The 13,317-nt window shown below is 69.5% G+C and carries 14 protein-coding genes and 1 riboswitch; of the genes, 4 read left to right on the forward strand and 10 right to left on the reverse strand.

The genetic code is table 11. The features are described from left to right. Positions 1–26: 26 nt before the first annotated feature. The 4 genes from HD594_RS16265 to HD594_RS16280 form a co-directional block, all read right to left on the reverse strand. The gene (locus tag HD594_RS16265; protein WP_338103893.1) at positions 27–980 is read right to left on the reverse strand and encodes a sugar ABC transporter permease; all 954 of its coding nucleotides are present in this window, start codon (positions 978–980) and stop codon (positions 27–29) included. A 10-nt stretch (positions 981–990) separates the two neighbouring features. Further along, on the reverse strand, positions 991–2,673 hold the full coding sequence (locus HD594_RS16270; protein WP_184752074.1) for an ABC transporter permease subunit: 1,683 nt from the start codon (positions 2,671–2,673) through the stop codon (positions 991–993). Between the two features lie 84 nt (positions 2,674–2,757). Beyond that, positions 2,758–3,999: a sugar ABC transporter substrate-binding protein gene (locus tag HD594_RS16275; protein ID WP_184752076.1), complete on the reverse strand. Its 1,242-nt coding sequence runs from the start codon at positions 3,997–3,999 to the stop codon at positions 2,758–2,760. A gap of 209 nt (positions 4,000–4,208) precedes the next feature. After that, positions 4,209–4,571: a hypothetical protein gene (locus HD594_RS16280; protein ID WP_184752078.1), complete on the reverse strand. Its 363-nt coding sequence runs from the start codon at positions 4,569–4,571 to the stop codon at positions 4,209–4,211. 116 nt (positions 4,572–4,687) lie between these two features. Here HD594_RS16280 and HD594_RS16285 point away from each other — a divergent pair, with 116 nt between their 5' ends. After that, positions 4,688–5,176, forward strand: a complete 489-nt coding sequence (locus tag HD594_RS16285; protein ID WP_184752081.1) for a YajQ family cyclic di-GMP-binding protein — start codon at positions 4,688–4,690, stop codon at positions 5,174–5,176. A gap of 22 nt (positions 5,177–5,198) precedes the next feature. On the opposite strand, the gene HD594_RS16290 is transcribed toward HD594_RS16285, so the two are convergent. The 4 genes from HD594_RS16290 to HD594_RS16305 form a co-directional block, all read right to left on the reverse strand. Beyond that, entirely contained in the window at positions 5,199–5,591 is a 393-nt protein-coding gene (locus HD594_RS16290; RefSeq protein ID WP_184752083.1) for a nuclear transport factor 2 family protein, read from the reverse strand. A 71-nt stretch (positions 5,592–5,662) separates the two neighbouring features. Then, a complete protein-coding gene (locus HD594_RS16295) occupies positions 5,663–6,124 on the reverse strand; it encodes a hypothetical protein (RefSeq protein WP_184752084.1) in 462 nt (153 codons plus the stop codon). Between the two features lie 33 nt (positions 6,125–6,157). Then, a riboswitch (SAM riboswitch) is annotated at positions 6,158–6,277 on the reverse strand. A gap of 179 nt (positions 6,278–6,456) precedes the next feature. After that, positions 6,457–6,855, reverse strand: a complete 399-nt coding sequence (locus HD594_RS16300; protein ID WP_184752086.1) for a hypothetical protein — start codon at positions 6,853–6,855, stop codon at positions 6,457–6,459. Positions 6,856–7,030: 175 nt separating this feature from the next. Beyond that, a complete protein-coding gene (locus HD594_RS16305; protein ID WP_184752088.1) occupies positions 7,031–7,762 on the reverse strand; it encodes a DUF1361 domain-containing protein in 732 nt (243 codons plus the stop codon). Positions 7,763–7,816: 54 nt separating this feature from the next. Between HD594_RS16305 and HD594_RS16310 the strand changes: the two genes are divergently transcribed. Both HD594_RS16310 and HD594_RS16315 read left to right on the forward strand, forming a co-directional pair. After that, positions 7,817–8,080 carry a DUF4190 domain-containing protein gene (locus HD594_RS16310; RefSeq protein ID WP_184752090.1) on the forward strand — a complete coding sequence of 88 codons (264 nt, stop codon included), beginning with the start codon at positions 7,817–7,819 and terminating at the stop codon, positions 8,078–8,080. A gap of 32 nt (positions 8,081–8,112) precedes the next feature. After that, complete coding sequence (locus HD594_RS16315; RefSeq protein WP_271171130.1) at positions 8,113–10,155, forward strand: bifunctional lysylphosphatidylglycerol flippase/synthetase MprF; 2,043 nt, start codon at positions 8,113–8,115, stop codon at positions 10,153–10,155. Here HD594_RS16315 and HD594_RS16320 read toward each other — a convergent pair whose 3' ends face one another. Next, entirely contained in the window at positions 10,156–11,025 is an 870-nt protein-coding gene (locus HD594_RS16320; RefSeq protein WP_184752092.1) for an oxygenase MpaB family protein, read from the reverse strand. 46 nt (positions 11,026–11,071) lie between these two features. Continuing rightward, positions 11,072–12,055, reverse strand: a complete 984-nt coding sequence (locus HD594_RS16325) for an alpha/beta hydrolase (protein WP_184752095.1) — start codon at positions 12,053–12,055, stop codon at positions 11,072–11,074. 61 nt (positions 12,056–12,116) lie between these two features. Here HD594_RS16325 and HD594_RS16330 point away from each other — a divergent pair, with 61 nt between their 5' ends. Further along, complete coding sequence (locus HD594_RS16330) at positions 12,117–13,313, forward strand: multidrug effflux MFS transporter (RefSeq protein ID WP_184752097.1); 1,197 nt, start codon at positions 12,117–12,119, stop codon at positions 13,311–13,313. Positions 13,314–13,317 lie beyond the last annotated feature (4 nt).

Raw genomic sequence — 13,317 nt, forward strand, 5'->3', positions numbered from 1 at the left:
AAGGAAGCGTGCTGACGAGGCATCCGCTACTTCACGCTTCCGGCCGTCAGACCGCCGACGATATACCGCTGCAGTGCCAGGAACAGCGCCACCGGCAGGATCGCGGCGAGCACCGCGCCGGCGGCGAAGATGCTCCAGTTCTTCGAGAACTCGTCGGAGATGAACTTGTACAGGCCCACCGCGAGCGTCTGCTTCTCGGGGTCGATGAGGATCACGCTCGCCAGCACGAACTCACTGGACGTGCCGATGAACGACAGCAGCCCCACGACCGCGAGGATCGGCGCCACCAAGCGCAGGATGATCGTGAAGAAGATGCGCGCGTGACCAGCGCCGTCGATCTTCGCGGCCTCGTCGATCGACGACGGCACCGTGTTGAAGAACCCGTACATGAGGTACGTGTTCACACCCAGCGCACCGCCGAGGTAGACCATGATGAGGCCGATCTGGCTGTTGAGCCCGATCGCCGGGAAGATGTCGCCGATCGCCACCATGAGCAGGAAGATCGCGACCATCGCGAGCATCTGCGGGAACATCTGCACCACCAGCAGTGTGGTGAGGCCGAACCTGCGGCCGGTGAACCGCATGCGCGAGAACGAGTACGCCGCGAGCGCACCGAGCAGCACGGTGCCGGCTGCGGTGACGAGTCCGATGACGAGCGTGTTGACGTACCAGGCGCCGTACGGATGCCGCTCCGACGTGAACAGGCTGGCGTAGCTGCTGAAGTCGAGGTTGCGGAAGAGGCCGTTCGCCGTCAGCAGCGTGCCGCCCGGGTTGAGCGAGGCCGAGAAGACGTACAGCAGCGGGAAGATCGCGAACGCCGCCACGGCGATGCCGACGAGGTGTCGCCAGCCGGTCTCGCGGAAGTAGCGCTTGAAGGGGCGCCGCGGCGCCGCGGCGCCGCGGACGCCGGCGTCGTCGTGGGTGCCGCCGGGCCCGCCCGACGTGACGACCGAACGGGTCTCGGTCTGTGATTCACGCACGCTGGTCATGTCAGTTCAGCTCCTCGAGGGCCTTGGTCCGTCGGAAGGCGATGACCGAGATCGTTCCGACGAGCAGGAAGATGATGATCGAGAACGCGCTCGCCAGGCCGTAGTCCGCGGTGGAGCCGACGAAGGCGACCTTGTAGACCATCGTGATGAGGATGTCGGTCGCGCCGACGTTGACCGACGCCGTCGCATCGCGCGGACCGCCGCCGGTGAGCATGTAGATCAGGCTGAAGTTGTTGAAGTTGTACGCGAACGAGGCGATGAGCAGCGGCGCGACCGCGACGAACAGCAGCGGCAGCTTGATGCTGCGGAACACCTGCCATGCGCTCGCACCGTCGACGCGGGCCGCCTCCTCGAGCTCGCCGGGGATCGCCTGCAGGGCGCCCGTCGAGATGAGGAACATGTACGGGAAGCCGAGCCACAGATTCACCAGCAGGATGCTGACCTTCGCCAGCCACTCGTTGGTCAGCCACGGGATGTCGGCGCCGCCGAGCAGCACGACGTTGATGAAGCCGAACTCCTGGTTCATCATGCCCGCCCACACCAGTGCCGAGAGGAACCCGGGGAACGCATACGGCAGGATCATGATGAGCCGGTAGTACTTCTTGGACTTCATGCGGGGGTCGTTGAAGACCACTGCGAGGAACAGGCCCATCACGAACGTGGTCGCCACCGAGAAGAAGGCGAAGACGAACGTCCAGGCGAGCACCGAGAAGAACGGCGCACGGATCGACTCCTCGGCGAACGCGCGCACGAAGTTGTCGAAGCCGACCCAGATCTGCCAGCCGGGACGCAGCTCGGTGCCGTCCTCGGCGACGAACGCGCCCGTGCCGATGTCGGAGTAGACGACGCCGGTGCGCGTGTCGGTCATGGTGTCGGCCTGCTCGTCGTACACGAGCTTCGACAGGTAGACGTAGGCGGAGGAGCCGTCGGGGGTGCGCAGCGCGCCGTCGTTGGGGTCGTCGCTCAGCGGCACCGCCATGTCGGCGATGACCTGCTGGTTGGCGACGATGTCGGCGAAGCCGAGGGTGGTGTGGCCGGGGACGGCGACGGCCTGGCCGCCGGACATCTCGGCGTTCGCGACCGGTTCGAGGGGGCGCTCGTCCCCGCCGATCGCGACGTTGCCGTCGGGGCCGGTCACGAGGAACGAGTACTCGCCGAGCTGCTCGACGATCGTGAGGTCGTACGCCGGCGAATCGGGCACGCGCTCCTGCGCCGACAGCATCAGCGAGTTGATCGCGCTGTCCTTGTCGGCGTTGTGGCCGGTGCCGTAGTTGGTGAACGCGACGTAGCCGGTGTACCCCGCGGCGAAGATCTGGAAGACGAAGAGGAAGACGAGACCGGGGATCAGGTACTTCGCGGGCAGGTGCCCGCGGCTGAAGTAGATCCAGTTCGCGTAGCCGGTCACGGCGAGCACGATCAGCGCGGGGATCCACTGCGCGCTCTGCACGAGCACGAGGATCGAGTACAGCGCGAGCGCGTCGATCAGCCCGAGGGCGATGATCTTGACGAGCAGCACCTTCAGGCCGCCCGAGGCGGCGTCGGCCATGCGGGCGGCGCGCACGGCGCGCTTCGCGCGGCGCCCGCCGTCTTTGGCGTCGCCGGGCGACGTCTGGGCGGCGCTGTCCGCCTGCCCTGCGCGGGCGGTGTCGGCCGCGGTGTCGCGGTCCCTGGTCGGTGTCGTCATCGGCACATTCCCTGGTCGGTTCCGTCGGGTCGGGAAGGCGGGGCGGCATCCCGCAGGAGGCCGCCCCGCCCGTCGACGCGAGGATTACTCGATGGCGCCCTGGATGTCAGCGGCCATCTTGTCCCACAGCGACGTCGGGTCGCCGCCGTTGATGATCGCGCCCTCGGTGACGCCCCAGAACTGCCACACCGAGCCCATCTCGGGGATCGACGGCATCGGCACGGCGTTCGCGCCGACCTCGCCGAAGCCTGCCACGATCGGGTCGCCGGCCACGGCGGCGTCGAAGGCCGCGGTCAGGGCCGGGGCACGGCCGCCGACCTCGTAGAGCGCGGTCTGCACCTCTTCGGAGCCGATGTAGTTCACGAGGAACTCGTTGGCAGCCAGTCGGTTCTCGCTCTCGGCCGAGAGGAAGAAGCCCTGCACGCCCGCGAACGGCTGAGCCTCGCCGCCGCCGGCCGACGGGATCGGGTCGACGGCGATGTTCAGGCCTGCGGCGACCGCGTCCGGCGCGTTCCACGGGCCGGTGACGTAGTACGGCGACTTGCCGGCGAGGAAGTTCTCCTTGGCGAGGTCACCGGTGATGTTGGTGTTGAGGATGCCCGCGGCGCCCTGCTCGCCGAGCCACGCGGCGAACTCCTGGCCGCCCTCGTTGCCGATCTGGAGGTTGCCGGCGTCGTAGCTGCCGTCGGCGTTGCTGCCGAAGACGGGAGCGCCGAACGACGTCTGGAACGGGTACAGGTGGTACGGGTCGGCGGCTTCGGGGTCGAGGCCGATGAGGAACGCGTACTCGGTGCCGGCGGCCTCGCCCTTGGCGATCATGTCGTCGAAGTCGGTGGCGACCTCGGACACCAGGTCGGTGTTGCGCAGGAGCGCGATGTTCTCGATGGCGTAGGGGACCGCGTAGGTCTGGCCGTCGTACGCCCAGGCGTCGAGCGCGACCTGCTCGAACTCGGCTGCCTTGTCGCCGAGCTCGACCGGAGCGACCACGCCGTTGGTGGCCAGGACGCCGAGCCAGTCGTGCGCGCCGACGGCGACATCCGGGCCCTCGCCGGTGGGAACCTGCTGGACGAACTGGTCGCGGATCTCGCCGAACTCCTTCTGGACGAGGTTGACCTTGACGCCCGTGGTGTCGGTGAAGTCGGCCGCGGCCTCCTCCAGGACACCGGCGCGGTCGGCGTCGACCCAGACGGTGATCTCGCCCGAGAACTCGACGGCGGCCTCGCTGGGCTCAGCGGCCTCCGGCGATGCCGCGCAGCCCGCGAGGGCGAGAGCGGAAACGGCTGTGATTGCTCCGAGGGCGGCGAAGCTCCTCTTGTTCACCTTCATTGGTGTGTTGTGCCTCTCATTTGCTGTTGGTCCCGACCCAGGGGTGCCGGGGGGAGGCATCCGAAGGCCGTTCTTCGTGCTCACAGGAATGCAAGCGCTTACATTCCTACCTGACGATCTGCGTGTTTGCAAACGGCGATTTTCCGCGGGCCCACCAGCGGCTGAACTCCCAGGAATGCAATCGCTCTCACGCCGGCCTGCGGCGGCGGCTACCGGGCGGATCCGCGCTCGCGCAGGATCGCGTATCCCGCCACCGCCGCCGCGCCCGCCCCGACGAGGCAGAGCACCGGGAGGGCGAGTTGCGGCACGAACGAGCAGGCGAACGCCAGTTCCAGCGCAACCGTCCCGAGGCCGGGGATGGCGACGCCGACCGCCACCCATCCGCTCCCGAGCGCGGCGGCTCCGCCGGCGAGCAACACCCCGGCCAGCACCCCGGCGAGCAGCCAGGGCCCGTCCGATGCGACGCACGCGCCGGGCCCGTCCGCGGCGGCGACCCGGTACACGCCCATCCACACGAGCCCGAACGATCCGACTGCGGCCGCGAACCACAGCACCACCGCTATCGCGCGCATCGGCATCCGATCCCCAGGTCTTCGCTGCCATGCTGGGCCTGCTTCCGCGCGAACGCAACCATCGAGTCTCTGCGCACCAGAGCCGTGCCCGGGCATCCGCTCGGTAGAATCGCCGCATGGCTGATTCTTCGTTCGACATCGTCAGCAAGGTCGACCGCCAGGAGGCCGACAACGCGCTCAACCAGGCGCGCAAGGAGGTCGAGCAGCGCTACGACTTCCGCGGCACCGAGACCTCCATCGCCTGGACCGGCGAGGCGATCCTCATCAAGGCGAACAGCGAGGAGCGCGCGAAGGCGGCGCTGGATGTGTTCCAGTCCAAGCTCATCAAGCGCGGCATCTCGCTGAAGAGCCTCGAGTCCGGCGACCCGGTCGCCAGCGGCAAGGAGTACCGCATCGTCTCCTCGCTCAAGGAGGGCATCTCGCAGGAGAACGCCAAGAAGATCGGCAAGCTGATCCGCGACGAGGGTCCGAAGTCGGTCAAGTCGCAGATCCAGGGCGACGAGCTGCGTGTGCAGTCGAAGTCCCGCGACGACCTCCAGGAGGTCATCCGGATGCTCAAGGCCGCCGACCTCGACGTCGACCTGCAGTTCGTCAACTACCGGTAGGCCGACCTCGCGGTGGCCCTCCTCAGAACGTGAGGCCGCCCCGACGCTCGGCGAAGCGCCATCCCTCATCGGTTCGCTCGAATCGATCGAGGAAGTAGCCGACCAGCGGCGGCTTGTCCGGCCCGGTGAACAGCAGCATCGTCGACTCGCCGGTCGCGTGCCGGGCGTCCGTGACGTCGATCACCACATTGCTGCACACGTGACGGGTGGTGCGGGACGGCCGCGACAGGAATGCCTCCAGAATCGCCGCCCGTCCGGTGATCCAGTCATCCGGTGCGGTCGGTCTCGCCATGCGCCCCGTCGGCGTGTAGAGCTGCGCGACGTCCTGCCAGCGCGCGGCATCGTTCAGGTTGGCGTATAGCGAGATCAGACGGGCGCATTCGTGCTCGATGGCATGCCGTTCCTCTTCGGTCATACCCGATTGTCCGTCACTTCCGGGTCCAGCCGCATCCGACCGGAGTGTCAGCGGGCGCGTCGGCGGAGGAGTCACGACGCGGAGGCAGTGACGCGTCCGTCCTCCCACTCCACGAGCCAGGAGCCGTCGTGACTGACGTGGACGGCTCCGACCGCGACGTAGCACCTGGGCGGGAGCCCGCCCTCGACCACTCCCGCCTCCCCGACGAGTTCGTACAGCTCGCGCCACGTCCAGCCCTGGATGTGCTTCGCGACGTACTCGTCGGCGTACCCGAGACGCAGCGGGATGGGATGGATGTAGTGGAGGAAGCCGTTCACGTCGTCCCTCGCGAGGGCCAGATCGCAGCGGCTGCGGGCGATGCTGTCCTGCCAGCGTGCGGCATCCACCGCGTCGCGCAGCCGTCGCTCGTCTTCGGCCCGCCTGCCGGCTTCGAGCGCCGCGAAGATGCGCTCGGCCCCTCCCGGCGCCTTGGCCTCCTCTGCGGTGAAGAAGATGCTCGTCGACGGCTCGCCGTCGTTCCTTCCGGTGAACATGGGCGATCGGCCCCTCTCCGGGGCATGCCGCCCCATCGAACCTTGCGGACGCCGGGTGGCATCACGCCCGTTCTTCCCCTGGGGCACCCGGAAGTCGATGGGACTCGGGTTGCCGTGCGGCCGGCCAGGTACCGACAGCCGCAGCTCGTGAACGTGGGATCGGGCTAGCGCACCCCGCCGACATCGCCCGCGCGCCCCGGACTCGCAACCGTCGAACGCGCCCACTCCTCCGGCGAACGTCGGAGTTCTGCGCGTTCGTCGGCTGATTCGCGCCCATCCGCTCCGACGTTCGCGCAGAACTCCGACGCTCCGTGCGCGCGGGCCCGGGCCTTTCAGTCGCAGGCGGTCGCGGCGCGCGCCAGCGCGGGCACGCGCTCGACGAGGGCGCACTCGAACGCGGCGACCTCTCCCCCGAGCGGCTCGAGGTCGCCGGGGCCGAGCGCGAGCTCGAGGCCCCGATCCGTGCGCATGAGCACCGCCGGGGTGCCGTGCGGTTCGAGGGCGATGCGGATCTCGTCGTCGAACTCGTTCAGATGGCGCAGCTCGAACGGCAGTCCCAGGCGCGCGACCATCGCGTCCCACTCGGGCTTGCGGCGCCACGTGTGGGTGATGTCGCACAGGGCGCAGTGCGCGGTGCCGAGCATGTGACCGACGACGTACTTCAGCTCGCCGATCGGCCCGCCGTCGGCGTGATACACCCCGACGAACCCCGTCACCGTCACGTCATCCACACCTCGATCCTCGCACCGTCTGCGACCGCGGGCTCCGCCGCGGACCCGCCGCCGCTCGCATCCGAATGTCGGAGTTCCGCGCCTTCGCAGGATGATTCAGGAGGAAACCATCCGGCGTACGCGCAATTGTCCGACGTTCGGATGCGGCAGCCAGACCCCGCGGCCTGATGCCGCGTCAGCGAGCGACCGAGAGCGCCGCGACCGTCAGCGAGAACAGCGGCACGTAGATGAGCGCGACCAGCAGCGCGTGACTCACGACGAATCCGATGGCCTCGAGGGTCTTCCCTCGAATGGCGAAGTGGGCGCGGAGCTTTCTGACCATGCCACCCGGATGCCGGACGTCCCAGCTGTTGAAGCGCAGGTACCGGCCGAGGTAGACACCCACCGCGCCGAGGACGATCACGACGCCCGCGAACACCCAACTCGCCGCCGGAGCGGTGAGCGCGACCGGGTCGAACACGAGTACGATCAGCCCGAACTGCACGATGGCGAGGCTCAGCACGGCGTTCGCGATGCCCGAGACGGTGAGGGTGAGGGTCTGGACGATGTCGTACCAGAGCGGCACCGGCGTCTTCCGCTCGCGATGGTTCAGGTTCAGCTCGGTGATCAGATACACCGAGTTCGGGAAGAACAGCAGCCACACCACGGTCGCGATCGCGAGGTATCCCCAGAGGAACAGGGCGGGCGAGATCCCGGCCGAGCCGATGCCCGCGAGGGCCGGCGTGAGCACGATCAGACCGATCGCCCCGGCGATCGCGAGGACGACGGGCACGAACGACAGGGCGATGTTCACCAGCATGGGCCGGTAGAGCCGCACCCCGTAGACCGTCGCCCGCAGCACGATGAAGACCGCCGCTGTGACGTTCAGCAGCACAGCGCACACGACCGCCGTGATGACTGCGTACACGCCACACCTCGTTTCTTCGTGACATGACCCTATGGCAGCGCTACGGTGAGCCTCATGACCGCCACCCCAGCACCCCAGAGCGACCGCTACAACCCGTTCGCGATCGTCGCGATCATCACCGTGTGGTTCGCCGGCATCTTCGGCCTCATCTTCGGATACGTCGCGCTGTCCCAGATCAAGAGCACCGGTGAGAAGGGGCACGGGCTCGCCCTGGCATCCGTCATCATCGGCTGGATCGCGGTGGGCATCGCGATCCTCATGATCATCTTCTGGACGGTCCTCTTCGGCGCCGCGGTCACCGTCAACTCGGCCGGCTGAGCAGAGCGCACTCGGCAGTGACGATCGCCGGGGTGCTCCGGCGACTGCCCGCTACGGGGCTCTTCGTCGCCCTCCTCCTGGCGTGCGGCGTCGCGTGGCAGGGGCTGTGGACGCCGTTCGAGGACAGCACGACGTTCGAGATCGTCGCGTACGGCGTTCCCGCTTTCGAAGCCGGCCACTGGTGGACTCCGGTCACCGGCACGTTCTTCGTGGTGCAGCCGTGGGTCTACGTGCCGACGCTGCTCGGTCTGTGGGGCTTCGCCGTTCTCGAATACCTGCGCGGCTGGAAGGTCGCGCTCGCGTACTACGTGGTGGGCCAGCTGTTCGCGATCTTCGCCGCGGCCCTGCTGCTGTGGCTCTTCGCGCTCGTGCCCGGGTGGGCGTGGGCGACCGAGCAGGCCGCCGCGCTCGATGTCGGCCCGAGCGGCGGCGCGTTCGCGTGCATGGCGGCCGCGGCCGCGCTGTTCGTGTCGCCGTGGCGCGTTCGGGTGCTGCTGGTCCTCATCGCCGCGGCCACGATCGGGCTGGTGTTCCTCGGCACGATCGCCGATCTGGAGCACGCACTGGCGCTCGTCCTGGTGCTCGTGGCCGATCGCTCGCTGCACGTGCAGCGCATGACGGTCCGAGAGCAGCGGCTGATCGCCTTCGTCGGATTGCTGGCCTTCGCCGCGGTGGACGTCATCTTCGCGTTCGTTCCGACCGATGGGCCCTTCGGCACGTCCGAGCCTCTGGCGAGTCCGCTGTGGACGACGGCGATCGACCTGGTCATCGTCGCCCTCATCGCCGACGGTCTCCGGCGCGCTCGGCGATGGGCCTGGGTGATCGCCGTCATCCTGCTGGGACTGAATGTCCTGCTCGCGGCCGCGCTGTCGGCGCTGCTCGCGGCCGTAGGAGTGTTCACCCTCAGCACGCTCTTCGACGACAGCTTCGCTCTCGAGCTCGCCACCGCCGGCCTCGCGCTGGGTCTGCTGATCTATCTCATCCGCGTGCGAGCCGCGTTCCCCTCACGTCGCCATCGCACGCTCTCGAACGTCGCGCCGCCGACGACGGACGACGCGAGGGACCTCCTTCGCGCCCACGGCGGAGGGACGCTCTCGTGGATGACGACGTGGGACGGCATGGACTACGCGCGCACCTCCAGCGGGATCGTCGCCTACCAGCGCCGGGCGGGCGTCGCCATCGCGCTCGCCGACCCGCTCGGACCGGACGAGGGGCGCGCAGAATCCGTCACGGAGTTCGTCCGCATGGCGGAGCAGGCGGGTCTCACCCCGTGCTTCTTCAGCGCGAGCGACGCGACCCGCGCCGCCGTACCGCCCACGTGGCGCAGCCTCGTCGTCGCGGACGACACGATCGTGGATCTGCCCGGCCTGGCGTACACCGGCAAGCGCTGGGCGTCGATCCGCACGTCGATGAACCGCGCCGGGCGCGAGGAGATGACCTTCCGCATGACCCGTCTGCGCGACGAGCCCTGGGGCGTGCGGGCGCAGCTGCACGCCATCTCGGCGATGTGGGTCGGCGACAAGGGCCTGCCCGAGATGGGCTTCACCCTCGGCTCGCTCGAACAGGCCGAGGACCCCGAGGTGCGGGTGGCTCTCGCGATCGCGCCGAACGGCGACGTCGACGGGTTCCTCTCGTGGCTGCCGGTGTACGGCGAGGGGAGCGTGCGCGGTTGGACGCTCGACCTCATGCGCCGGCGGGACGGCGGATTCCCGCCCGTCATGGAGTACCTCATCGGTATGTCGGCGGCGCACTTCCGCGACGAGGGCGCGGAGATCCTCTCCCTCTCGGGCGCTCCGCTCGCCCACGAGTATCCGCCGGATGCCCGCATCATCGCCGACCTCAGCGACAAGCTCGCCGACGCCCTGGAACCGGTCTACGGGTTCCGCTCACTGCACCGCTTCAAGGAGAAGTTCCACCCCCGCTACGAGACCATGCACCTGCTCTTCCGGGACGAGGCCGACCTGCCGCGCATCGGCGCGGGTCTGACCCGGGCCTTCCTCCCCGACGCCACACTGAGGCAGTTCGCCGGCGCGGGACGGGAACTCGTCCAGCGCGGAGCCGCGGACGAGCGCTAGTCAGCCGCGGTCGTGCGGCACCGGGCATCCGGCGGGGAACGTCCCCAGCTCTTCGACGCGGTAGCCGTTCGGGTACGAGCGGATCCAGGGCAGATCCTCCACCCGCGTGGCGCCGGGCTTCGGCCCCCGCAGACCGTCGATGCGGCCCCGCAGGCGCACCGCGGACCGCGACACCGCCACGACCGCGCGTGACGGCTTGTCGTAGCCGAACGCCTCGAGCAGCGCATCGTCCATCAGCGCACGGCTGAACGCCTCCATCGGCTTCTTCGGCGCACGCCGGAAGGTCAGCATCAGCGCCAGCGTCGCGTCGGCGACGCGGCGGCCGCCCTCGTCGAACGCGAAGTGCTCGGCCTCGTAGGCGTCCATCAGCTCGGCGAACCCCTCGTACGTCTCGGGGATGTCGGGGATGTTCATGTGCTTGCCGAGCGTGCGGTAGTAGTTCACGGATGCCGCGAGCTCGCCGTCGGTGAAGGGACGCTTGCCGTACTCGTCCACCCAGCGCTTCGGCACCACGACGAACGTCGACAGGACGTACCGGAACTCGTGGTCGGGGATGTCGTAGGCGCGGTGCATCTGGTTGATGCGCCGGACGGCCGCTCGCGCCTCGGGGTCGGCGAACCCGAGGCGCGTGGGCACCTCGAGCAGCAGCGCGGTGTCGTCGTAGCGCTTCTGCGTGCGCTGCGTGAACTCCCCCGTCTCGTCGAGGAGACGCCCGATGCCGGGAACGGCATATGTCCGGAACAGCGCGAAGCTCAGCGACTGGTTCATGTCCCACGGGAACTCGTGCATCACGAGGTTCCGGTAGATCTCGACGAAGTCGGTCTCGGGATCCAGGGCGTCGTTGACCCGCAGCCAGTGGTCGCGCTTCATGCCGTTCACCCTAGGGCGCGAGAGGCGCCGTTATGTGAACGGCAGATCACAATCGGATGCCGCGCACCCACTCCCGCATCACCCGGTACGCCTCCTGCCGCGGCTCGGGCGCCGACAGGAACACGTCGTGCACCGCTGCGTCGATCCGCGCGATCGTGATGAGCCTGCCGATGCGCGTGGCGCTGCGGGCGATGTCGTCGACGACGAGGACCGAGTCGCTCGCGGTCATCTCGGGCGCCCATGCGAACGGCACGGTCGTGCGCGTCGACAGCAGCACGAGCGCGGGGCAGCCGACATCCACGCCCTCGGCGATCCTCCGGTGGCCCTCCAGCACCGCGGAGAGCCAGCCCGGATGCGTCGGGAACCCCAGCTCCGGTCGCCACGCGAGCCGCTCCTGGCCGGCCGGCAGCGTTCCGAGTTCGCGCTGGGCCCGCGTGTAGAAGCCGTAGTCGACGAGCGGATGCGCCCCCAGCGGGTCCAGCCGCGCGCGGATGCCCACGATGGGCTCGATCGTCTGGCGCGCCATCGCCCCCACCTGCAGTTCGAGCCAGGGACTGTTGAGGATCAGCGCACTGGCCCGGCCCGGGTGACGCGCCGCCCACAGCGTCAGCGTGAGGCCCCCGGTGGAATGCCCCAGCAGCACGAGGCGGCGCTTGGGCACGGCATCCGCCGCGTGCCCGATGGCCGCGAGCGCCGCTTCGATGTCCTGGTCGTACAGGTCCAGCGACGACACGTACCCCGGGGTCTGGCCATCGCGCAGGCTCCGTCCGTACCGGCGAAGGTCCAGGGCGTGGAAGCGGGCGCCGAGCCCGGTCCAGAATGCGGCGAGCTCGACCTGGAAGAAGTAGTCGCTCCACCCGTGCACGTAGAGCACGTCGACGTCGGCCAGCGGACGTCCGAGCGATTCGAACCACGACGGGATGCTGCGCACGAGCGTCGCGACGACGGGGCCCTGGTCGTCGTCCTCGAGGGCGAGGGTCCGCTGCTCGAACCCGTCGCCGAGGATGTCGGGCGTCCAGTCGCCGGCCATGCGGTCAGCCTAGCGAGGCTGTCTGCCCTCCCGGGCGAGGGATCGACGATACTGGACTGCGATGCCCGGCACCCCACGCATGACACGCGGACTCCTCGCCGCGCTCGGGTTCCTCGCGGCTGTGCCGGTGCTCGCGACCGACACCTACCTGGCGTCGTTCACCGACATCTCCGCCGACCTGGCGGTGGACCCCTCGGGGGTGCAGCTCACCCTCACCGCGTTCCTGATCGGCATCGGGGCCGGCCAGCTGACGCTCGGCCCGGTGTCGGATCGGCTCGGCCGACGGCGGGTCATGCTCGCCGCCCTCGCCGTCTTCACCCTGGCCAGCGTCACGATGGTGTTCAGCCCCGGCATCGAGGTCTTCGTCGCCCTGCGGCTCCTCCAGGGCTTCAGCGGCGCCGCCGGCGTGGTCGTCAGCCGCGCGATCGCCGCGGACCTGAGCGAGGGGACCACCGCGGTCCGCGCCCTCAGCCTCATCGCATCCGTCGTCGCGATCGGTCCGCTCATCGCTCCTCCGATCGGCGGCGTGATCAGCTCGCTGTGGGGGTGGCGCGGCGTGCTCGCGTTCATCGCGGTCGTGGCCGTGATGATGCTCGCCCTCGCCTGGATCGCGATCCCCGAGTCGCTCCCGGCGGAGGAGCGCCACGGCGGCGGAGCGGCCGCGATGCTCTCACGCTTCGGGGTGCTCGTCCGGGACCTGCCGTTCACGCTCCTGTCGGCGTCGTTCGCGATCGGGTTCGGAGCCCTCATGGCCTACATCGCCGCGTCGCCGTTCGTCGGCCAGGTCGTGGTGGGGATGACCCCGGTGGAGTACTCGCTCGGCTTCGCCGCCGGGGCGGCGGCCTTCGTCGTCGTCAACGTCATCAACGCCCGTGTCGCGGTGCGCGTCGGCCCCGACCGCATGCTGGTCGCGGGCTTCGTGCTGGCTCTGCTCGCCGGGATCTCGTTCGCGACGCTCAGCGCCACCGACACCCTGGTGCCGGCGACGTTCATCGCGACGGCGTTCGTGCTGTCGGGCGGCGTCGGACTCACCATGTCGAACGCGTCGGCCCTCGCCCTGGCGCGCGCCAGCCACGCACGGGGCTCCGGCGCCGCCCTCTTCGGCGCCGGCCAGTTCGCCGTCGGCGCGCTCGTCTCTCCGCTCGTGGGCCTGTGGGGCGAGGACACGGCGACGCCGATGGTGGTCGTCATGCTCGCGTGCTCCACGATCGCCCTGACCGTCGGGCTCGCCGGGCTCGCCGCCGCCCGCCGCCGCTGAGCCG

The sequence above is a fragment of the Microbacterium thalassium genome, from assembly GCF_014208045.1.
Classification (GTDB): domain Bacteria; phylum Actinomycetota; class Actinomycetes; order Actinomycetales; family Microbacteriaceae; genus Microbacterium; species Microbacterium thalassium.